The following is a 23,250-nucleotide window of genomic DNA, read 5'->3' as shown; positions in this document are numbered from 1 at the left end:
GCATGAGTTAATAGAGGAGCAGGTGAGCAGGACGCCGGAGGCGAAGGCGGTCAGCCTGGAGGGGGAGTGGATCAGTTATCGGGAGTTGAACGAGCGAGCGAACCGGTTGGCGCATTTGTTGCGGAGGCAAGGAGTGGGAGCAGAGGAGCTGGTGGGAGTATATATGAGGCGAAGCATTGAGTTGGTAGTGAGTGTGCTGGCGATCTGGAAGGCGGGCGGGGCGTATATGCCGCTGGAGCCGGAGTATCCGTTAGAGAGGATAAGAGGGATGGTGGAGGAAGCGAAGCCGAGGGTGGTGCTGGTAGATGAGGGAGGGGAGGAGCTAGAGAGGATGTGTGGAGTGGAGGTATGGAGCGTGAGGAGAGAGAAGAGGATAGCGGAGCAGCCGGTGACGAATCCGCAGGTGAGGATGGCGCCGGAGAATCTGGCGTATGTGATCTACACTTCCGGTTCGACCGGTCGCCCAAAGGGAGCGATGAACTCGCATCGCGCGATTTGTAACCGTTTGTATTGGATGCAACAGACCTATCCGCTGAGCCCGGAAGACAAGGTGCTTCAGAAGACACCTTTTAGTTTTGATGTTTCTGTCTGGGAATTCTTCTGGCCGTTGTTAGCCGGTGCATGTCTGGTGATGGCTCGTCCGGAAGGGCACAAGGATAGTGCCTATCTGGTTTCCTTGATTCGAGGTCAGCAGATAACAATAGTTCATTTTGTGCCTTCGATGCTGGCACTCTTCCTTGAGGAACCCGAAGCAGGAACATGCAAAAGTTTACGCCGGGTCTTCTGTAGTGGTGAGGCGCTTCCAGCCTCTGTGCAATCGCGCTTTTTCCAGACACAAACGGCAACACTCCATAACCTCTATGGCCCTACTGAAGCGGCTATTGAAGTTACTTTCTGGGATTGTCTACGAACTGATAGGCAGAAGCTGGTGCCGATAGGAAAACCAATTGCCAATGTTCGTATCTATCTGCTGGATCGTTACGGACAACAGGTTCCGATAGGCGTGCCAGGAGAGCTTTTTATTGGTGGTGTTGCTCCTGCTCGTGGTTATATCAATGAGCCAGCACTAACCGCTTGGAAGTTTCTTCCTGATCCATTCAGCGAGGAGCAGGGGGCGCGGATGTATCGTACTGGCGATCTAGCCCGCTATTTGCCCGATGGATGTATTGAGTTTCTCGGACGCATTGATGATCAGATAAAGATTCGTGGCTGTCGCATTGAGCCAGGAGAGGTTGAGGCTGTGTTACAGCAGCATCCAGATATAGAAGAATGTGTTGTGCTTGCCTATACTGCTTCTGGTGAAAGTGCTGAACTCATCGCATATATTGTACTGCGTGACCCAGAGCAGTTCTCTGTGGACGAAATACGGAACTGGCTACAACACCGATTGCCTGATTATATGATCCCTTCAGCGTTTACGGTACTGAGTCATGTACCCCTTACCACAAGCGGAAAGGTTGATAAAAAAGCGCTCCCCGAGCCGCAGCGAGATCGAGACATGCTGAAAACCGAGTATGTCGGTCCGAGAAGTGAGCTGGAACGGATGCTTGCAGTTCTCTGGGCAGAGGTGTTAGACCTCCCACGAATCAGTGTGACTGATAACTTTTTCAGTCTCGGAGGACATTCATTGCTCGCGATTCAGATCGTTGCACGTATCCGCAAAGTGTTTCACGTTGAGCTCCCTATACGCTCTCTCTTTGAAGCACCGACGGTTGCAGCGCTTGCTGAGCAGATACGGACACTGCATCATACAGGAACAGAATATGATGATGTGTTACGGGTAGAAAAGCGTCCCGAGCTTATTCCGCTTGCGCCTGCTCAGCAGCGCTTCTGGTTTCTAGATCGTATGGACCCTGGATCATCTGCTTATACTATTCCTCTGGCCCTCCATATAAAGGGGGGATTGCAGGAGGCATACTGCCAGCAAGCACTTCAGCTCATGGTGCAGCGTCACGAGGTACTGCGTACAACCATTGCGACGGTGAAAGGAAAACCGGTTCAACGCATTGCTGCACAACTTCATGTGCCCTGCCCCCTGCTTGATCTCAGTGATAAGCCAGGCGCTGCTCAGGAGTCTGTTGTGATGCAGACGTTGCAAGCAGAAATAGAACGGCCTTTTATATTGAGTATGGGTCCACTCATTCGCCTGTCACTGCTTCGCTTGCGTAGTGATGAACATATTCTGCTTGTTACGATGCATCATATCATTTCTGATGGGTGGTCGTTTGATATATTCCTACAGGAATTTTGTACACTCTACAATGCACTGGTTTCAGGAAGCACCCCATCGCTGCCAGCGCTTCCCGTGCAATATGCTGATTATGCGCTCTGGCATACTCGTCGCTTAGAGCAGCATATGATCGAAGAGCAATTAGGGTATTGGAAGCAGCAGCTCGCTGATCTGGCTCCCCTGCCCTTGTCCACGAATATGGTGCAGGGGGATCCTCCCCTTGCGGCCTTTATTGTTCGCCTTTCCCCTTCTCTGAGCGAGGCAGCCCGCTTGTTCAGCCGCCGTGAGGGTGTGACTCTCTTTATGTTGTTGCTTGCTGTCTTTCAGATGGTGCTCAGGAAATGGACAAAGCAGGAAGATATTGCTGTTGGGACGCTTGTTGCTAACCGTACACGCGTAGAAGTTGAGGCGCTGATTGGTTGCTTTATCAATACTCTTGTATTACGTACACGACTCACAGAAGAATTATCGTTTTATGCTTTTCTCCGCAGAGTACAAGCCGTCACGTTAGAAGCATATATGCATCAGGATGTCCCTTTTGATGCTGTTATGAGCGCGCTTCGGCCTTCTGCTCAAAAGCTGTATAGTGCTATGTTTGCTCTGCACACCGCTCCTTATCAGGAGCCCCCCACACTGATAGGGCTTGAAATGAAGCCTGTTGATCTCCGATCAGCCGTTGCCAGAGTAGAATTGTTTCTTTCATTAGGGGAGGAGAACGGAGAAATTAACGGAGCACTGGAATATAACAGCAATCTTTTTCCGGAAGCTGTGATTGCTCGTTTAGCTTATTGGTATGAGCGCTTGCTTCAGAGCGTCATCAACTATCCCGAGAGAACCCTGGAAGAGCATCTCAGGCTGCTGGATGACTGATACTCGTTTTCCATCTGTGGAAAGAAACTGAGAGAATAACCACCAGGAAGGCAAGGCCATGATAAGCCTTGCCTTTTGCTGTTTAAACGTCCCTGGCTGAGGAGAGGGGGGGTGGGGGGATGTGTTCGTAATAGCTCTTTGCCAGCCCCTCTGTTCCCCCCTCTATGGGGGGCGCGAACTTTTTGCTAAAAAACCCTACAGTTTGGTGGAGACAACAGAGGACTAAACCCTGTACACTTTCTTCTATTCAAGAGCGCTGTGTCTGAAGGGGGAGGCTGGTTCTGACTGATGCGGTGGTTTGAGTTTGCGACTCAAACGAAAAATATGCGGGCCTTTTCGCGACGTTGTTCAAGGATTTGGTTGTGAGAAATCACCACAGCATAGTTCAGAGCCACCGGTCAGCACTGTAGCAATCGTACGGAGAAAAGAGAGCCTGTTCCCTCCACAGGTTAACGAGGATGAAGGAGAGAGATATGCAATATGTCGGAAGCCCTGTACAGTTTTCTGATTCTCGGCGAAGAGCTTTGCCTGTGCCGGTTTTTCATTTATTCGTTCGGCTCTGCAATCTTTTTTCTCTGGAGAGCCTGGACGTGTCTTTAAGGGCAGTGGAGGTGTCAGAGGCAAAAACAAGTTCATCTTCTATTTCAATCACAATAAGGATTCAATTGTGTGGTTGGTTGGAGAGCAAGGTTTTGGTACAGAAGATGAAAGATGCTTTTCAGGAATATAATAGAAAACTGGCAGCCGTTGGCCTTCCATCGTTACAGCTCTTTGCAGGCTCTTCCCCTTCATGTGTTGAGCAGCAAGGTGCACAGCGTACTCATCTCCTTGCCTCGAATTCCTTAATGGGTATCAGTCTCTCGTTCCTCCCCCAGGAGCGACGCCTTTTACAGATCACTTTACAGCAGCATGCTTCAAACATGAAGGCGCTCATGGGGATGGTACAGGACATACTGGAAATCTTTTTTACAGGGTATCCCGGGGAAAATGAGTGGAGGCGTGGAGAGGATTTTTCTGTGGAAGATGCACCATTACTCACCGAGCGTGAATTAGAGATCCTCGCATATGTTTCTCAAGGCTTTTCTAATCGTGAAATTGCCCAGAAGTGTTGTATTGCGGAAGGAACCGTGAAGAGGCATATGAACAATATTTACTCCAAATTGCAGGTAAAAAGTCGTACTCAGGCGGTTGCCTGTGCTCAATCCCTCAAACTTTTGGCGTAAGGCCAGAACCAGTTTTTTGTGCTTGAAACAGTGATAGAGCGTGGAGAAGCTGAAGGAAAGGACACCTCAAAACAAAGGAGAGAGGCATGCAAGCTTTCATCAATAGAGATTCTCATGACGGTCATACGGAAAACTATACGCCTTTACAGGCTGTCGATATAACTATATATGGGAGACGTCAGCGCGTCTATCTCAAATTAGAGGGAGCCAACCCGACCGGTTCTGTCAAGTATAGAACTGCAATGGGGTTGCTACAGTCGTTGGCAGAGGAAAGCAAGCTCACAACTGATAGCGTGATTATTGAATCAACCTCTGGCAATTTAGGCGTCGCTCTGGCGTATCTTTGTCAGCAGCAAGGGTACCCTTTTATTGCTGTCATTGACCCAAAAACAACTGAGGAGAACATTGCTAAAATGCTTCGCTTCGGAGCCCAGCTAGAGCTTGTTGAGGAGCCTGATGAAAGTGGTGGCTATCTCCTGTCCCGTCTGGAACGAGTAAGAAAGCTCTGCGATATGCATCCTCAGTATGTCTGGACGAATCAATATATGAATCCCGCCAACCCTCGTATCCACGCTATCACCACTGCGCCAGAAATCTATCAACAAATGGATCGTCAGGTTGATGCTCTTTTTGTTGCGGTCTCTACTGGCGGGACACTGGCAGGTATCGGGGACTATTTTGCGGCGGTGAGCCCGGAAACCCGAATTATTGCGGTCGATGCTTATGGCTCTGTGATTTTTGATACAGTATCAGCTCCTCGCAAGCTAACCGGTATCGGAGCATCTAGACGGTCATACTTCATTCAGTCGCATCACTATAGCCAGTATCGCCTTGTTTCGGATGAAGAGGCTTTTGCGACCTGCCGGCTATTCGCCAGAGAGGCAGATATATTCCTCGGTGGTTCCAGTGGGGCTGTACTTTTTGCCTGTGCGAGTTATCTGGCTGCGGCTGCTGAGCTGGAGCATGTTGTCTGCCTTTGCCCGGATGGGGGAGAAAACTACTTGAACACTATTTACAATGATGAGTGGATTCAACAGAACGGTCTTGATCTGAATAACAAACCAGGAGCATTACTGACTCAGCCCCGTTGTGTGCCTTCATGCCTGGCTGTTGATCCGGGCAAAGGCGTTGTGAGATCCCGGGAATAGGTTCACGCTCTGTTGCCAGTCAGATGAAATGAGATTGTTATTATTTTTTTGATAAAAGAGGTGAAATATGCGAAACAGTTTTTTATATCTCACGCGTGAGGATGTGATGCGAGTGTGTGCTGACCTGGATAGTACTGTGATCATGCGCGAGGCATTTCATTTACATGAGAGCGGTCAGACGATTCTACCTGATGAAGCGTATCTGGGGTGGGTGAATGGAGAAGGGGAACATGTGCGAAGCCTGAATATGCCTGCCTATGTCGGGGGAGAGATTCAATTTGCTGGCACAAAAGTGATCAACGGGAATATTGCGAATCCTCAACGTCGTGGAATCCCTCGAGCCAGTGGGCTTACTCTGTTATATGATGAGCTTACAGCACAGGTGGTGTGTGTGATGGAAGCGGCATATCTTTCCAGTGTTCGTACCGCCAGTGTCAGTATGCTGGCCATTTTACTGCTACAGGGAGCGCCTGTGGAAACAGTGGCTGTGATTGGTGCTGGAGTGATTGCGCAACGGCATCTGGAACTGATGCTGCGATATTTGCCCACACTACGAACTCTATTGGTCTATGATCTGATCCCGGGACAGGTGGAGCGAGTTCAGCATATGTTCGAGCCCGAGTTATATCGGCGTGGCGTTGTGTTGAAAGAGATGCATTCGGCAGAAGCGGCAATCCGCCCGGCACAGGTGGTGATCCCGGCAACCACGGTGACGGAAGGATATATTCAGTATGAGTGGTTACAGCCCGGAGCGATTGTCGTACATGTTTCCCTGGATGATGTTCTGCCGGAAGTGGTGCTGCAAGCGGATACGGTGATTGTTGATGATTGGGAACTGGTGCGCGCTGATACGCGGCGTTTGCTCGGGCGTATGTATCGAAGTGGGCAACTCATTGGACCTGACGAAGCGTTCCCGCAGGATGAGAGGCGCTGCCGCCGAGTAGATGCCCAGTTAGGAGAGCTGGTGTGCGGGACGAAGGTAGGGAGAAAAACGAAAAAAGATATCTGTCTGGTGAATCCATTTGGCCTGGCCATCGAGGATGTAGCTCTCGCTGCTCATGTATATCGACATGCCTGTCAGCTTGGTTTAGGGAGAAAGCTACCCTTGTGAACCTTGAGAAGGCCAGAAGACCAGGGACTTCGGCCCGTCAGAATACCAGCCTCTTTCAACTTTACGTACGCGCTCCGCCACATCAGGAGTAGACAGGTCAGCGTGTTGCCTCAACGCATTGAAAGAGATCCGGGCGTCGTATTGAAGTTCGCGTAGAATCTTCCAGACGGTGCTATCCAGTAGCCTTTTTGATCATAAAGTCATCGGGCTTTTTTTCCTTTTGTTGTTTTGTGAATGCAGTATATTTCCTGTTATTTGTCATTTACCAGCCATCTTTTCTCTGCTATCCTGAAGTCTGGAAGAAGCGAGCGTTGTTTGTTCCGGACAAGAGACTAACAATAACATGAAGGCTTATCCACTTGCTTCTTCTGAGAATGTAGAAATAAGCCATACAGAAACTGTGTATAAAGCAGTGGTGCCTATGTGGACGAAGAGAAACGGGCACATATTCAGGAAAGGAAGCATGATGAGTAATCAGAAGGAATATAATCGGAGATTGATAGAGGAGTTTCGCTCCAATGGAGGAAAGGTCAGCGGGAAGTTTGCTGATGTCCCGCTCCTTCTGCTTACCGTTCTTGGAGCCAGGAGTAATCAGCCCCGGACAACACCTTTGGCGTATACAACCGACCGTGATCGGTTTATTCTCATTGCATCTAACAATGGGAGTGGCTCTCACCCTGACTGGTATTATAACCTGCTTGCTCATCCCATCATAACAGTGGAGGTAGGTCCCGAGCGTTTTCAGGCACGAGCAGTGATAGCAGAAGAGCCGGAACGCTCTCGACTCTATACACAGATGGCGAATCAGATGCCGGCGTTTGCTGAATACCAACGTAATACTGAGCGCAAGATCCCAGTGATTGTGCTGGAGCGAATAGACAGTTGAAAGAATGCCTCCTGAAGGTCAATACTGCTACTGTCCCTCACAGTTCCGCTCTCTCGTGATGTACAGGCCTTATCAACAAGTGTGATAGAAATGGCGAAGCAGCGAAGGCGAGTTTCCTGCCTTCGCTGCTCGAACAAGTTCAGACATTGCCAGAGAAAAGAGCGAGAGATCCTGCTTCCATTGACGACGACCGTTCTTACCCTGACCTTACCCTGAGAAGTCACTTCTTCTGCTGCACAAAAGTGAGGAAGCGATGCAGCATTCGCTCTGTAACTGAGGGTATCTCTATACCCAAGCGCCTGAGCCTTTCCATTGCCTGCTGATTTTCAATGACAGGAAGCCCACGTTTTCGAGCCTGCATGATCAGGCGCTCTGCAACCGACTTACTTTGAGCGTATCCCCCTTCCAGACCGTCATAGCCAAACTCTATAGATGTTTCCTCGTGCATTGGGAGCGTATCCGCAGTGTATGTCGGGAAAACAGACAGGGTAGAGACAAAATGCACAGGTTTGATGCGCCGTCCTGCACAGGCAAAGCGAAGCACCTCCTGCGTTCCTTTCACATTAATGGGCTTGAGATCCTGATATGAGGCTGTGTACTGAAGTGCGGCCCCGCTATGATATATATGACATCTACCCGTCCGGCTAATTGCTGAAACTGCTTCATGCTAAGGTTGAATTCCGGCTTTGCCGGATCACCGGAACAAGGCGAGAGTGATCGACCGCGGCAAGCGCTGTATAAGGAGCAAGCTTTGTTTCAAGCTTCTTGCGAGCCTGTTCCAGTGAAGCAGCTCGCACCAGACAGTAGACTGTTGCTTTTGTATTGCAAAGAAGGTCAAACAGCAGAGCTGAACCAAGCAGACCGGTAGCGCCTGTCAGGAAAACAGATCGAGGCGCAAGGACAGCCTCAAGATCAAGCGTGCCATCAGGAACGATCGATGTATCTAAAACGGCATCTTTATACCATGCATACTCTGTGCCTTCCTGCGGCTTCGGCGTAAGACCAAGTTTGAGCAAGTCAATATGAGGTGCCAGATCGGCAAAGGTCGGGGCATCAAAGAGTGAGCGCAGGGGGATATCCAGGTGAAACATGCGCCGAAGTTGTAGAATAGCTGTTGTCGCAAGCAGTCAATCACCTCCACCAGAAGGAGAAGGCTTGTGTCTGAACTCCACCGCACCTCAGGGAACCGGTGTAGGCGCTCTGCTTTGGCTTCCTTGTTCGACACATCAGGGACAATTGACAGGTGCTCCGTTCTCGTCCGGCAGGACCGGGCGAGAAGCGTTCTCTGTGCGTCCGCTCTCGCTCCATGGTATGAAGCGTATCATCCGATGAAGATCGTGTCAAGCATTCTGAAACATTTGTCATGTTTGAGAGGGAGACGCTGCTGTTCTCGCTTTGGCACGCTTAAGCAGCCTTTGCAGCAGACCCATTCCTCTCCCGTCTGAAGACGGGAGAGGAATGGGCCGCTACTGTGAATTCCCTCCGATGCGGTAAAAATTTGCATCCGTACTGATGCGCGGTAACCTGAGCAATGACTCAAACATCGAAATCACTCGTTTTTTCTGTTTTCGTGCATGGAGCAATATATTCATGTGACCTGAACGCCCATCATTTCAAGGATACATGGTTTGTGATGCAATGGACATAGAGAGAAAGAGACCACTCGATGGCAAGAAAAGCATGTTGAGCCCTACAACAACGGAGCAAGTGCTTACATGTCTGCGCGCCTAACGCGGCTTCTGGGGGTACCCAATAGCAGTCTGTTTGCTCGACGATGATCGCCCGCGTTGTTGTGGTTTCGCGCAGAAGGGCGGTGCAAATGGCTCTCTGAAGTTTGAAGAATATAAGTGGCTGTCCAGAAGCAGTCTCAAGAAGACAGGCATAGCCGTTACTGTTGCCTGTCAGGAGATATTCGCTGTTTGCGCTCAGTACTATTATCATACTTCCGGCTATCGCTTGCTGATCAGGTACACTGCTTGGTTTCATATATCCTTGTTCTAGTTGATGGAGATCGTAACGATAGGTCCAGAGAATCTCAATACCTGCCGCGGTGAAGACATATCCATTGGCGCTAAAAGCCAGTGATCTACTTCTCCAGTACAGCGATGACGAGCAACAAGGCGTGGTAGTAAGGCCAATCCATCGCGTAGAACGGAATAAACGTCCTCCGTAGGCGTGTATCTGAAGGCCTCAATAGCCAGAAGGATGCTTTTTTCCAGAGCATAAGGGATTGTGCCGTTGTGGCAATGGACGCTTGTAAGTGGCGAGCTACTTTGAGAGCTAGAAGGCCCGTATTCCGTTTGACTGTTTCCTGCATTTCTTCCATCACTTTTTGTTCTTTTCGAACTTGCTCTTCTTGCCGCTCACTGGCGAGGAGATAGTCTTCTTCATTGCTGATGAAGTGCATTGGGTGGCGGGAGAGCCAGCATTACGCGTCAAATAAGATCTTTTTAATTTGCTAATGATAAATGTATCTCTGATACTTGACGAAGGCAAGCTTCCTGAACCATTGTTATTATATTGCAGCTCTTTGCCCTTTATAGTGTGTTTTAACTAACACATATGGCATGTAGTAGTAGAGGATATTTTAAAGTGAGAAATCTCTTGCGTTTCTAAAAAGAGAAGAGAGATATTTGTATCAAATGAGTAAGTTAGGAGGAAAAATATGACAGATTTTCAAGAGATTGCTTTGGATGTAAACATACCTGTGCTTCATTCAGTAAGAAAAGATGGAGCTAATGTGATTGCTACTCGTGTCCCTCTAGATGATGTGCGCTTACAAAAATGGGGGTGGATTCTCTCGTTAAGCCATGGAAATGAGTATCAAGAACAAAATGATATTGATACGCTGATAGATCGAAGTGGTAAAAGATATCCGAAAGTGTATTATCTGGCTGATATTTTAAATTATATTGAGAAATGGGAGTGTAGGGATTGGGAGATAGGATATCAAAAATCTGATGATAATAAAAAGCCGTTATTACTAAATACCTCTTCAGGCAAAGAAGAGAGAGATTTGCAGCAAATAATTGAGGCCAGCAATGATCATTTGCGTCACACTCTTGAAATGCAAACAATAGAGCTCTATAACCGGCTGATAAAACAATCTCGTGATTTTCATCAGGAAAGTGAGAACCACCTAAATGAAGTAGAGCGTCAGCTAGGAGTAAATGTACAGCAATTGGAAGAGTCTATTGGAAAGCTTTCTGCAACCCTTGTTCATGAACAGTCTCAGACTATGGAGCAATTAAAGAAAATACTTATCGAAGAACTAATGCCTGGGATCGCTCAACATACTGAATGGCAACGGGTAGAAGAAGTGTTTGAAGAAACTAGGGAAAGAATTGTTCGTGAACAATCTCAGACTATAGAACAAAAAAGCATTTTCTTATTAGATTCTCTCAAAGAGAGCCTAAGCCAACAGCTTACCCTGCAAGGAGATGTGATACGTTCGTTAGAGAATAAAATAAGTTCGGGAAGTGTAGGGTATGTGGAAGAAATAATAGATGGGAATAACGATATAATGCAAAAGTTAGATGTTTTAGAAAGTAATATAGAAAAACAGTATATTACTTTGCAAGAGGATAATGAGCGGCTCACCTCTATTAAGGGCTTGCTATCTACACAGCAGGATAAACAGAATGTGGAAGCTCAAGAAATAAGGGAAAAACTAGCGCAAATAATAGCACTACTCGAGCCAGAGGAGGAGCAAGATAGTACGAAAAAAGATGTATTGTCTGGCTCATCAATGAATGTAAAAACGAGGAGAGCGTCTACTCAAATCGAGAGAATTACTAAGGACCATCAGTCCTTAATCAATGAATTTTTTAATAGCAGTAAGAAACAAGCTGATGAAGCATTTGCTGTCGTGAGATTTATCAATATTTTAGGGGCTATAGCATGCGTGTTTTGTCTGGTTCTTTCTGTTGTAATGTTGTTTTTCCAGCAATTTACCTATAGTGCTGTTCTAGGATCTATTGGTGGTATTGGAACAACTCTTGCAACAATTCTGGGAAAGTTAAGTGCAAATACTCAGATGCATGTTGCAGAACAATTTGAGAAATCTCTAGAAATATTGAATACTACTTATCAGCCTATTGTTGCACAGACCATGTGTGCAATCTACGCTGATGAGGATCGAAAACAGGCTGCTCTGGATAAAATTATTGATCGTTTGCTTGTAACAAATGAGGATAAAAGAACTATAAATGCTAAATAGTGTATAATGGGAGTGAAGGATCATTAAGTAGAGGAGATTGATGTCTTCTTTTCAATTCCTCACGCAGCTTCTGGAGGCACCCAATAGCAGTGGCGTACTCCATGCAGCGAATACTGGCTTGCAGAGCAATCATCTGCTCGCCTTGCATATTCGTCGATGTCGTATGATCCAGAACCGGAACCCTCCCCACTCTGAAGGCGACATAAAAACCCGTCAGACTCAGCATTCATGCTCTGTCCCCGCTGCATAGCAAAGGGGTTCCCTCATTCTCATAGGGGACCCCTTGCTCTTGATCGAGCGCTAGCCTGTCTTGATCGTCTTGTCGGAGAGGTACTGCCGCAGGATAGTGGCAAGCTCTTCTACAGCGGGGCGACGTACCAGCGTGTAGTGATGCCCATTCACTGTATGGATGACTATCTTTCCCTGTACATATGATCCCCACCCAAGATAGAGATCGGCAATGTTGTCATCAACACCAACTCCTACCTGTGAGTTGACTGGAGATCGCTCACCAGCACGAATCAATACCATCTCTCCGCGGAACCGCGAAGGAATATACTCACGCAGCATCAGAATATGGTGGCAAGCAACCTTTATCCGCCGTGCCACGTCCTCATCTGCGGTCCTGGAATGAACCAGCCCGACTCGTTTCATCCACTGAATTACTCTGTCCTGCGCCTCATCTGGAGAAAGCCGTAAGAAGTCCGCTTCGGCCACACTGAAGCGCTCCCCCGTTGTACCCTCTCTACTATGGGCAAGAAACAGCTCAAGTGAGCGTACATAATCAAGCATCAGAAAGAGCGTGCGATCCTCTCCTTTCCACGGGTACTGGCGGACGACCATTGATGGTTCGTGTGAGTCTATCAACGCCAGAAGCGCGATCTTTTCTCCCTCTGCCTGAAGCTGACAGGCCATCTCATAGGCGATCATTCCTCCCATTGACCAACCACCAAGCAGGTATGGCCCATGTGGCTGTATTCGGCGCAGTGCCTGAATATATCGTGCTGCCATCTCCTGTAAGTCTGCTGCCTCATGTGTTCCATAAACAGCAGGATCTTGCAGCCCGATAAAGGGACGCTTTCCATCAAGCAAGCGAGCCAGCTCAAGATAGGACATCACATCACCGCCCGAAGGGTGCACACAGAAAAATGGCGGTGCACCCTCACCAGAGCGCAGGAGAACAACCGGATCAACGTTCTTCTCCATATAGCGATTGCGTATCTCCTGAGCTACTCCCTCAACTGTGGGTGACTGGAAGAGCGCCGCGGCTGGAACCTTGTAATGAAGCTGTTGCTCAAGTGCAACCAGCAGGCGCACAATAAACAGCGAGTTCCCACCGCGCTCAAAAAAGTTCTCGTCGACACCAAGAGATGGCACATCAAGCAGCTTCGCGCATAGAGATGCAATCTGCTCCTCTAGCGCATCGGCATCTCTTCTCTTCTGAACTTTTCGTTTGCTACCACCCCTGCGCTCTCCATGAACAGGGGAGGGCCTGTGCTGCAGTGGGCTGCTCACCGCTCTCTGGATCAGCTCCTGCGCTTCCCAGGTATCTGCATCATCGACCAGTCGTAGCAGAGTCTCCTGATACAGTGCGAACATCTCGTCCAGCATTCCAGCCGGGAAAATGGCCTCAACCGCGTCCCAGTTTACAAGCAGTTCACCATCCTCCTCAAGCACCTGTTGATCAAGCCAGACTTGCGGGGTGCGTACTCTCTCAAAGACATCCTCTATAGTCAACATGTCGGTTGGAATGTGCTTATATGTCGAGTCAAAACCAACCGTACTGGTAAAGACGACCGGCAAAAGAGGCCGTGGCGTCCCGCCTCGCTGGCTCACAAGGTCACGCAAGACGCGAATACCCGAGTACAGACTGTGCTCTAAGGCTTCAGCAAACTGCATCTGAAAGTGACGCACCCGCTCCACAAAGCGCTCACGCTGCCTCAAATCGGCAACAATCGGCATCGTCGAGGAGAATGGGCCAAGCACTCGATCCAGTCCGGGGTGCAACGGCTGCCGATTAAAGTAGAGCATATTCAGAGTAAAGCGGGGCTCCTGACTCCAACGCGCCAGCACTTCGGCATAGAGAGCACACAGCACTGCGGAGACAGTTACCTCATAATAACCACAACGCTCTTTCAAGCGCCCCCAGCGAGCGGCATCGAGTGAGAAGCTGCGCCGTGTCATCTGCGGATTTGTCACACTGGCAGGATCGCAGGCCAGCGGTAATTGAGGAGCCTCCGAAAACTCCTTGATTCGCTCCTGCCAGTAGTGCCGGGCTCGCTTGTACTGCTCCTCCTGTTCCATCTGCTGAAGCGCTAACACGTAATCGCGGAAGGTCACCTCCAACGGCGGCAATTCAAGCTGTTCGTCATTGTAAAGCTGGAAAAGCTCATAAAAGAAGATATAGAAGCTCCATCCATCGGCGATCAGCAAACTACAACAGAGATGCACCCGGCTACGCTGCTCATCAAGCTGTTGTACACGGATATCAAAGAGTAATTGCTGTTCATTCCTCGGTCCCATTTGAATCATTCTATCCCGTAAGGCAGTGATAGCGCGCTGCTGTCCATCGGCACTCAAGGCGCGAAGATCTGTCACCAGCACACGATAGGGTTCCACCTCCTGCCTGATTCGCTGGTGACCATCCGGCAGGATCTCACAACGCAGCATTGGCTGATGCGCAACAAGCCGCTGCAATGCTCGTTCAAGGCGGGTCACATCCAGTCCACGCGTTTCAAAGTCAATGTAGAAATGAGCGGAATTGTAGCTCAACTCATAGAGATGTTGCTGTCCGATCCAGTATGCCTGCTGCAAATCGGCGAGGGGGAACGGCTCGTCTTCCTCTGTGGTTACCAGTTGAGAGACAGAAACATGTTGCTCTCCCATGCGCTTCTCAATAGTCGCAGCCAGCGCTTCCAGCGATTTACAGGCGAAGATCTGGCGCAATGATAGCTCAACCTTGAACGTATCTCGAATACCAGATACCAGACGGACAGCCGAGAGCGAATCGCCTCCCATACGGAAAAAGCTATCATCCAGCGAGACCTTATCGATATGCAATAGCTCTATCCAGAGGTGGGCCAGGCGCTGCTCAATAAGGCTTTGCGGCGGTCGACTCTGGTGATCCCGCTGAATATGATGTGGTACAGGTAGCATCCGCCTGTCAACCTTCCCGTTCTGAGTAAGCGGCAGTATATCAAGCGGAATAATATATGCTGGTACCATGTACTCAGGAAGCCGCTCACGCAGAAAATCGCGCAGAGAAGTGGCATCGAGTGGCCTGACCGCCCGGGCATTACGTGCCAGAATCACATCAAAGCCGAAAAAGTCAGTCACTGAACCCTGCCTGTTCAGAATCACAGGCAACTCAAACCCATGCGCTTGCACTATCTGTCGCCATTGTTCACGGGAGAGCAAGGGATGCTCCTGCCGTGTATCGCGATCCTCAAAGCGATCAAAGCCCTGCTGAAGTCCCATACTGAGATCAAAGGCACGATGGAAACGCGTCTCTTCGATCAGCAGCAGTACGCCATCAGTTGCCAGCAACGACTGTATATGGCGCAATGTTTCCGCGATATCAGCCGTTGCATGCAGCACACTGGACGCGATCACAATATCAAACGCATGCAGATCAAAGCCCTGCACCTGTGGATTCTGTTCAATATTGAGCAAACGATACTCGACATATGGGTACGCAGCAAACTGTTTACGAGCATGCTCCAGGAAGTACCGGGAGATATCGGTATAGACGAATGTTGTCTGCTCGGGTGGGAACAAAGGCAACAGAAAACGCGTTGTCGTGCCATATCCGGCCCCGATTTCCAGAACGCGCAGCGGCTTTTCTGTCGGGCGTCGTTCAAGATAGCGCCTCATGACCTCTGCAGCCATCTGATTACAGTAGTGGAAAAAGCGGTAGCTGTTCGCCATTTCCTCGGTTGCATATACCTCGGCAGAGTGCAGCCGTTCCGTCAGCACATCGGCAAGCCCTCTGACATGAGCCGGGACCACAGGCGCGATATTGTCCAACCAGCCCATGTCTCGTAGCGCATCATCCTCGGCTCGTGCTGCCTCATCCCGGTATGCCTGCCATAACTCATCCAATGAAACCACTGGAAGCGGCTCCTCAGCATGAATCATGTCTCCTTGCACGTGTAGATAGCCGCGTTCGTGCAGCAGGTATATATTGCGCTGAAGCCATTTTCGATAGCGGGGACGAATCGTGCTCCGTTGCATCAGTTCCTCAAATGTATACCTTTCATTTCTCCCGGTAAACACTCCAAGATCCCGCAGTGCCTGACAGACAGAAAAGAGTAGCACTTCTTCCAGCCGGGCCAGCGTTGCCGTGATCCCAGTACTCCCCTGTGGAACAGGTAAGCTCTGCACTACCGCTTCCCATTCTTGGATCAGCTCCTGCCACCTCTGCTTTTCTTCACCCTCAGGATCTGCAACCGGCTCCGGGAGCGCATATGCGAGCAGTTGCTTCAGGCCGAAGCGCTCGCCCATCACGGTCACAACAGCCCGGCTCACCGCTTCATGTTGCATCAGTGTGGCCTCGATCTCCTCAAGCTCGATACGGTGCCCGTTGATCTTCACCTGAAAATCTTCCCGTCCCTGAAACTCAATCGTGCCATCAGGCAGATAGCGCCCCAGATCCCCTGTTTCATAGAGCCGCTCACCGGTTTCCGGATGGATAATAAAGCGCTCTGCCGTCTTTTGGGGATCATTCCAGTAGCCCCGTGCCAACCCAACCCCGCCAATATAGAGCCGTCCTGTTACAAAACACGGGCAGGGCTGTAAGCGTTCATTGAGCACATAAAAGCGCTGGTTCTGCATTGGTTTGCCATAGGGAATGCTCTTCCAGTTCTGCTCTACATGCTCGATAGGGTAACAAATCGACCAGATAGAAGCCTCAGTCGCGCCTCCCAGGCTCACTATCTGCGCCCGGGGGAAGAGCGAACGAACACGCTCCGGCAGATGTAAGGCGATCCAGTCGCCACTGAGCAACACCAGGCGCAGATGTTCGGTCCAGCTTGAGGCCAGCTCTCGCGGCTGAAGATACATCACCAGCATTTCCATCAACGCCGGTGCAGTATTCCAGATGGTCACTTTGTGGCGCTGCATCAACTCAAGCCAGTGAGCAGGATCGCGTACTCCTTCAGGATCAGGCAGGAGAAGCGAGCCACCTGTGCCCAGCAACCCGAAGATATCCCAGACGGAGAGATCAAAATTGAGCGCCGAAAGGCCCAGAACACAGTCTTCAGCTGTCAAAGCAAAGCGCCTGTTTACATCGAGAATGGTATTCAGAGCGCTCTGATGCTCAATCATCACTCCTTTTGGCTCACCGGTCGAACCAGAAGTATAAATGATATAGGCAAGGTCATCGGGCCGCGTGGCTATCGGTTCTGGCTTTCGTAGAACGCCATCACGTTCGCACTGCACAAACTCCGTCCACTCTATCTCAAGGAGGTGTTCCACTACAGGAAGTTCAGCCCGAAAGCGAGGCTGTGTCAGTGCGACTGTCGCCCCCAGATTTTTGAACAGCCGTGCAATCCGCTCACCAGGCAGAGAGGGATCAATGGGAACATAGGCCGCACCTGCTCTCAATACTCCCAATACAGCCGCAATCTGCTCTACGCCCTTTTCCATCAGCACCGGGATCGGCTGCCCGGAGTGCACAGCACGCTCCTGTAAACGGCGGGCAATCTCACCAGACCAGCGCTCAAGCTGTCCATAACTCCAGGCACGTTCCAATGTACGCACCGCAATCCGCTCGGGTTGCTGCCTGGCATGACGCAGAAAGGCCATATGTAATAGTTCCGATTCAAACGGCTCCTGTGTCGCGTTCGTCTCCTTACAGATGTGCAGGAATGTCTGAGGCACGAACGACTCAACAGGTTGCTCCTCTGCAAGCTGCCGAAGATAGGTGCAATAGACCTCAAACATATCGTCAAGGAAACCAGGAGGAAAGAGGCCCTCAACAGAGTCCCAATTGAAGAGCAGCGCACCATCAACCTCAAAGACCTGATGATCGAGCCAGACTTGTGGGGTCTGACTGCACGCATATACCTGCTTACCCGGCCAATCCGACGGGGCAGACTGCTCTGTTAGCCCGAGTGTGCTGGTAAAAACGACCGGCATGCTGACCTGTTCCTCACCCCGCGACAGTTCGCGTAACACATCCACTGCCGTGAACAGGCTATGATCAAGATCCTCCCAGAGCCGCGCTTGAAGCCGCGTTGCACGGTGTTGAAAATCATCACCGGCACGATGATCGATCGCAAGCAGTGTTAACGTGGTAAAATCACCAATCAGCCTCATTACATCTGAATGGACCGGGCGGCGATTAAACAGGGTAAGATTCAACGTAAAACGCGCTGAACGGCTCCAGTATCCCAGTACATCAGCAAAAGCTGTCAGCACGAAGACAGTTGGGGTCACGCCGAGCTGAGCGGCTTGCTTTTGCAGCCGTTGCCATAGCGCAGCCTCCAAACGGGCACTTCGACGCTCAAAACGGGGCAGTATGATCGAGGCCGGGCTACGCTGCAAAGGCAGTTGTGGCGGCACAAACTCATCCAACCTGGCGAGCCAGTAACGTGCGTCCTCCTCAAAAGCTGCCGATGCACGCTGTTCCTGCTCCGCTAAAACATAGTCCCGGAAGGAGTAGCGCAACGGTGGAAGCTCTCGTTCAGGATCAGCATACAATGCCGCGAGTTCCTGCTGTAGGAGACCGTAACTGGCAGCGTCACAGATAAGCACATCGAGGCTCAGGTGAAGACGCGTTATCTGCTCGTTCAGGCGCGTCGCCTCAATGGCAAACAGTGGCCAACGCTCCACATTCACCATATGATGCGAGAGCTGTTCACGCCTGGCATTCAACCTGACCGTTTGCTCTTCATCTGACACCCCCCGAAGATCTTCCACCGCAATTTGATATGCTGGTACCGTCGGCAGAATCTGCTGTCTCCCATCGGGCAAGACAACCATCCTCAGCATCTCATGGCGCTGAATTAGCCGATTCCAGGCCCGCGTATAGCGCTCCAGATCGAGCGATGGGCAGTCAAACTCAAAGTAGACATGGCTGGCCACATTACCCAGATCAAAAGTGGAACCACGTCCGACCCAGTACGCATGCTGTACCTGCGTCAACGGAAATGGCTCCGACTGTTGTGCCGCGTTGATTGTGGGTTCTACCTGAACTTCGGCCTTCTTCTCATGCGTTTCGAGCAGCTCAGCCAGCGCGGCGGAAAGTCTTGCAACGGTGGTTGCACGCAGTAAATCGCTGAGCTTGAACGAGATCCCGAAACGCTCCCGAATGCGAGCAACCAGGCCTGAAGCCAGGAGAGAATGGCCACCTAGCTCAAAGAAATCATCATGCCGACCGATTGGTGATACTCCTAGTGTTTCCTCCCAGAGGACGCACATGGCCCGCTCAAGCTCATTTGCAGGAGGAATACTTGTATCATGTGTGGCGTTGCTTTTTATCGGCTGCACAGGTACGGGCCGCTTCTCCTCTCGACGCTTCATTCGTTGCGAGAGAGACGAGGGTGAGACCGCTACAGATGACAACCCAAACGATCCTGCATGAGCCAGAATCCGTTCAAACATATCAAGCGCCTCGTCAGGCCGCATTGCATAGTGCATCAAGCCGCGAGAAAATGCCGTGTCTTCATCTGGCTTATCAAGCAGCCAGCCATCCCAGGCTATACTGAGCCAGCGCCCATTGGTTTCCTGTGCCATGCCATCAAGAAATGCATTGGCCGCTGCATACGCTCCTAATCCCACGCCGCCAACAGTAGCAGCAACCGATGAGATCAAGACACGGAAATCGAGTACCTCGTCCCAGAGCAGCCAGTCAAGATTCAACGTGCCGCTTACCTTCGCTTGAAACTGGGCTTCTAGCTCGTTCATCGAAAGATCTGCCAGCGGGACAAAGGTTTCGTGCCCGATAACGCCCGCCGCATGAATAACACCGTGAAGCGCTCCAAAGTGCCGCCTGACCTGATCCAGAGCCTCCTGTAATGCGTGGAGATCGGCCACATCTGCCGTCACTGGCAAGACCTCACTCCCGCTTTCCCGTATTTGCTGTATTATCTGCATTGTGCGCTGCGCATTCTTTGCGTCAGCAGACACTGTATGCCGACCAAGCAACGCCAGTTTCACAGGGGCCCGCAGTGCCAGACGCTGCGCCAGTTGCAACCCGATATCTCCCAGACCACCGGTAATCAGATAGACGCCCTGCTCTCGTAAACGAAGCGATGTCACAGGCAGTTCTAGTGTCTCCCATTGCCGATCCCAACGCCTCCGCCCACGATATGCAACTTCTGTGTCCTCGGTCTCACGTACTGCCTCGGCTATCAGCAGACGTGCAGCAGCGTCAGCAGCCATTATAGGGAGATCCACTGTACGAGCCTGTAAAAATGGATATTCCTGTTGTGCGATCCGACTCAACGCATGCAACGGCGTATAAAGCGCCTGCATCCTATCACTGCTCTCTACTTTCTGGCTTCCCCGTAGCGCGACAAGGAGCGTACAGGTCGCGCTACTGCTGCGTCCCTGTGAGGCAAGGAGCGAGGCGAAGTCTACAAGCAGGCGCTTCATCGCTTCTTGCCCCTCGATAGCAAGAGCAGGCAGATAAAGCAGATAGCGCGGCTGAATCTGCTGTTCCGTGAGCCGTTGAAAGAGCTGCTCAAAATCAGCAGCATGTCCGGAACGCACCGTAAAACCAGCTTCATGCTCACCGAAGGCGTCTCCCTCCTGCACCAGAAGGGCGTGAGCTGGCTGAATTTGCCGTAAAAGCTCCTTACCGAGTCCGTGGGGATTCCCGACAATCAGCCAGACATTTTCCTGTGGGATTGGTGGAAGAAGCGGAACCGGGGCTGTCTCCTTCCATGCTGGCACCTGTACCAGGATCCGGCCTGGCGCATCTTGCTCTGGCTCGATCCAGTGCCGTTCGCGCTCAAACGGATAGAGTGGCAACGAGACACGCTGCCATCGCTCACCGTGGAGCGTCTCCCATTGCAAGGGAACCCCCGCACACCAGAGCCGCCCGGCAGCATTGAGCAGCGCGACATAATCATCATCATCGCTCTTCGGATGTCGCATGGATGCGATACTATCAATTGCCGCTTTCTGTTCGGGATGCTGCCTGAGCAGCGTTGTCAGCGTCGTTCCTGGTCCGACTTCCAGAAAGAGCCGGGGGCTTGTCAGGAGCGCCTGTAATCCCTGCGAAAACTGCACCGGACAACGCAGATGCTCCGCCCAATAGGCAGGCCGTGTCACCTGCTCAGCAGTAACCCATGTCCCGGTCACATTCGAGATATAGGGAATCTGAGGCGGTCGCAATGTAAGACTTGCCGCAACCTCTTCCAGCGAAGCCATAAACGGCTCAACCAACCGAGAATGAGCGCCCGCTGCCAGCGGAAGCCTCCTCATCTGAACATCTCGGGCTTGAAGCTGCCGCCCAAGTTCTGCAATCTCTTCTTCGGTTCCTGAGACTACACAGAGAGCGGGTCCATTCACCGCCGCAATATCCAGGGATTGCGCGAGCACGCGCACTTCCTCATACGGAAGGGGGATCGTTGCCATGACCCCGTGTGCAATCTTTGCCATCCATTGAGAGCGTGCAGCAACGAGCTTGAGTGCATCTGCAAGGCTCATGACACCCGCCAGCGTCGCAGCGGTATATTCACCCAGGCTATGTCCAATCATCGCAGCAGGCTCTACTCCCCAGGCCATCCACTGTCGGGCCAGCGCATATTCAACGGCAAAGAGAGCAGGGAGCGCCACTGCTGGATCAAGCAATCCGTGCTTATCTGTCTGATAGATAGCTTGCCTGATATCTCGCTGAATATACGGATAGAGCATCTCTGCACAACGATCCAGTTCGTGCCGAAAGGCCGTTTCACGCGCATATAACGCGCTTCCCATCGCAATATGTTGTGAGCCACCACCCGGAAACAGAAACACGACTTCTGGTTGTTCTTGCAGTGCACTTCGTACCCAGAGCGCCCCGGACTCCTGTCTGAGCGCTTCTAATGCCTGCTCCCGACCGGAGGCAACAATAAAGCTTCGTTCTCGAAACGCTCTTCGCCCCATCTGTAAGGTACAGGCAATATCACCGTATGCCTGTGAGCTGTCTGTCAGATGCTCCGCAAACTGCTCAACCGTTCTATGCAAGGCAGACCGCGTACGCGCAGAGAACACAAAGAGTTCTGGTGAGTCGTCATGCTGTGTATTCCGGGACTCCGGTGCCTCTTCAAGAACAACATGGGCATTTGTCCCACCGAAACCAAACGAACTGACGCCCGCGCGTCGGGGGGTATCATGATGCTGCCACTCAACAAGTTCGGTATTCACGGCGAAGGGGGTCTGTTCCGCCTGAATACGGGGGTTCCAACGCTTAAAGTGCAGACTGGGCGGGATCTGTCTGTGATGGAGAGCAAGCGCCGTCTTGATCAGCCCTGCGATACCTGCCGCAGTCTCTGCATGCCCGATATTTGTTTTTACCGAACCCAGCAAACACTTTTTCTCGGCCTGTCTGCCAAACACCCGCGTTAATGCCTCAACCTCGATCGGGTCACCCAGGGGTGTGGCCGTTCCGTGCGCCTCGATATATGAAATGCTCTCCGGTTCTACCTCAGCGACGGCCAGTGCCTCGGTAATCACCCGTACCTGCCCTTCAACCGAGGGAGCAGTAAAGCCGACTTTTCCGGCTCCATCATTATTGATTGCAGTCCCACGAATGATAGCGTAGATATGGTCGCCATCAGCCAGCGCATCAGTCAGGCGACGCAGTGCCACAACGCCAACACCCTGACTGAACAGCGTACCTGCCGCTTCCGCATCAAAAGTCCGGCAATGTCCATCAGGTGAGAATGGGCCGTCTTCCAACGTGAAATAGCCCTGCTTCTGCGGCACGCGTAGCGTTGCCCCACCTGCTAGCGCCAAATCACACTCATGCAGCAGCAGGCTCTGGCAGGCTAGATGGACAGCAACCAGCGAGGTTGAACAGGCCGTCTGCACAGAGATAGCAGGCCCCTTCAGATCAAGCTTATAGGAGACCTGCGTTGCCAGATAGTCCGGCTCATTCCCTATGGAAACCTGTAACATCTCTGCTGGATTTGCATGCGTATAGGGGTCAAAGCGCTCATGTAGATTCTTATGCAGATACGCGCTCAGGCTGCTTCCCGCAAAGACTCCTACAGCGCCTTGAAAATGTTCGGGAAGGTGAGCGGCATCTTCCAGCGCGTGCCAGCTACATTGAAGAAAAAGTCGATGCTGTGGATCAAGCAAGGCTGCTTCCGTTGCGCTCATGCCAAAGAAAGCGGCGTCAAAGCAGTCTTGATCTGCTATGACCGTGCCAATCGGGACATAGTTTTCTGCGGTATAGTCGGAGGGGGCAATTCCACTGGCCCGCAATTCTTCCTCGGTAAACGTGGTGACGGCCTCAACGCCATCACGCAGGAGTTGCCAGAACTCATGTAGATTCTGAGCGCCCGGGAAACGGCATGCCATCCCGACAATCGCAATAGCATCGGAGTTATTTGAGTCCTGATATGACATT

At 51.2% G+C, this 23,250-nt stretch carries 11 protein-coding genes; 6 read left to right on the top strand and 5 right to left on the bottom strand.

Going from position 1 to position 23,250, the window contains the following annotated elements; translation table 11 throughout:
• The 4 genes from EI42_RS28785 to EI42_RS28770 form a co-directional block, all read left to right on the top strand.
• Positions 1-3,100, top strand: a 3,100-nt coding sequence (locus EI42_RS28785) for a non-ribosomal peptide synthetase (RefSeq protein WP_146505448.1), incomplete at its 5' end; no start/stop codon positions are given.
• 473 nt (positions 3,101-3,573) lie between these two features.
• The gene (locus tag EI42_RS34570; RefSeq protein ID WP_281279013.1) at positions 3,574-4,323 is read left to right on the top strand and encodes a response regulator transcription factor; all 750 of its coding nucleotides are present in this window, start codon (positions 3,574-3,576) and stop codon (positions 4,321-4,323) included.
• An 86-nt stretch (positions 4,324-4,409) separates the two neighbouring features.
• Positions 4,410-5,471, top strand: coding sequence for a 2,3-diaminopropionate biosynthesis protein SbnA (gene sbnA, locus EI42_RS28775; RefSeq protein WP_111326088.1), 1,062 nt, complete (start codon positions 4,410-4,412; stop codon positions 5,469-5,471).
• 67 nt (positions 5,472-5,538) lie between these two features.
• Complete coding sequence (locus EI42_RS28770; RefSeq protein ID WP_111326087.1) at positions 5,539-6,582, top strand: ornithine cyclodeaminase family protein; 1,044 nt, start codon at positions 5,539-5,541, stop codon at positions 6,580-6,582.
• Here EI42_RS28770 and EI42_RS28765 read toward each other — a convergent pair.
• Entirely contained in the window at positions 6,571-6,711 is a 141-nt protein-coding gene (locus EI42_RS28765; protein ID WP_246046515.1) for a hypothetical protein, read from the bottom strand. The genes EI42_RS28770 and EI42_RS28765 overlap by 12 nt on opposite strands.
• A gap of 334 nt (positions 6,712-7,045) precedes the next feature.
• On the opposite strand from EI42_RS28765, the gene EI42_RS28760 reads away from it, so the two are divergent.
• The gene (locus EI42_RS28760) at positions 7,046-7,468 is read left to right on the top strand and encodes a nitroreductase family deazaflavin-dependent oxidoreductase (protein ID WP_246046480.1); all 423 of its coding nucleotides are present in this window, start codon (positions 7,046-7,048) and stop codon (positions 7,466-7,468) included.
• Positions 7,469-7,688: 220 nt separating this feature from the next.
• On the opposite strand, the gene EI42_RS34565 is transcribed toward EI42_RS28760, so the two are convergent.
• From EI42_RS34565 to EI42_RS32900, 3 genes are all read right to left on the bottom strand, one after another.
• A complete protein-coding gene (locus EI42_RS34565) occupies positions 7,689-8,093 on the bottom strand; it encodes an SDR family oxidoreductase (RefSeq protein WP_281279020.1) in 405 nt (134 codons plus the stop codon).
• Positions 8,094-8,130: 37 nt separating this feature from the next.
• Positions 8,131-8,559, bottom strand: coding sequence for an SDR family oxidoreductase (locus EI42_RS34560; protein WP_111326083.1), 429 nt, complete (start codon positions 8,557-8,559; stop codon positions 8,131-8,133).
• A gap of 995 nt (positions 8,560-9,554) precedes the next feature.
• A complete protein-coding gene (locus tag EI42_RS32900; protein WP_137686323.1) occupies positions 9,555-9,875 on the bottom strand; it encodes a hypothetical protein in 321 nt (106 codons plus the stop codon).
• A gap of 258 nt (positions 9,876-10,133) precedes the next feature.
• Between EI42_RS32900 and EI42_RS28740 the strand changes: the two genes are divergently transcribed.
• Positions 10,134-11,687 (top strand): hypothetical protein, encoded by a 1,554-nt coding sequence (locus EI42_RS28740; protein WP_111326081.1) that lies wholly within the window; start codon positions 10,134-10,136, stop codon positions 11,685-11,687.
• 300 nt (positions 11,688-11,987) lie between these two features.
• Here the strand turns inward: EI42_RS28740 and EI42_RS28730 are convergent, their stop codons facing one another.
• Positions 11,988-23,249 carry a non-ribosomal peptide synthetase/type I polyketide synthase gene (locus EI42_RS28730; RefSeq protein ID WP_170142987.1) on the bottom strand — a complete coding sequence of 3,754 codons (11,262 nt, stop codon included), beginning with the start codon at positions 23,247-23,249 and terminating at the stop codon, positions 11,988-11,990.
• Position 23,250: the final 1 nt, after the last annotated feature.

The organism is Thermosporothrix hazakensis (genome assembly GCF_003253565.1).
Lineage (GTDB): Bacteria > Chloroflexota > Ktedonobacteria > Ktedonobacterales > Ktedonobacteraceae > Thermosporothrix > Thermosporothrix hazakensis.
Note: the sequence above shows the minus strand (reverse complement) of the source record. Positions and strands in the feature narration are given on the sequence as shown.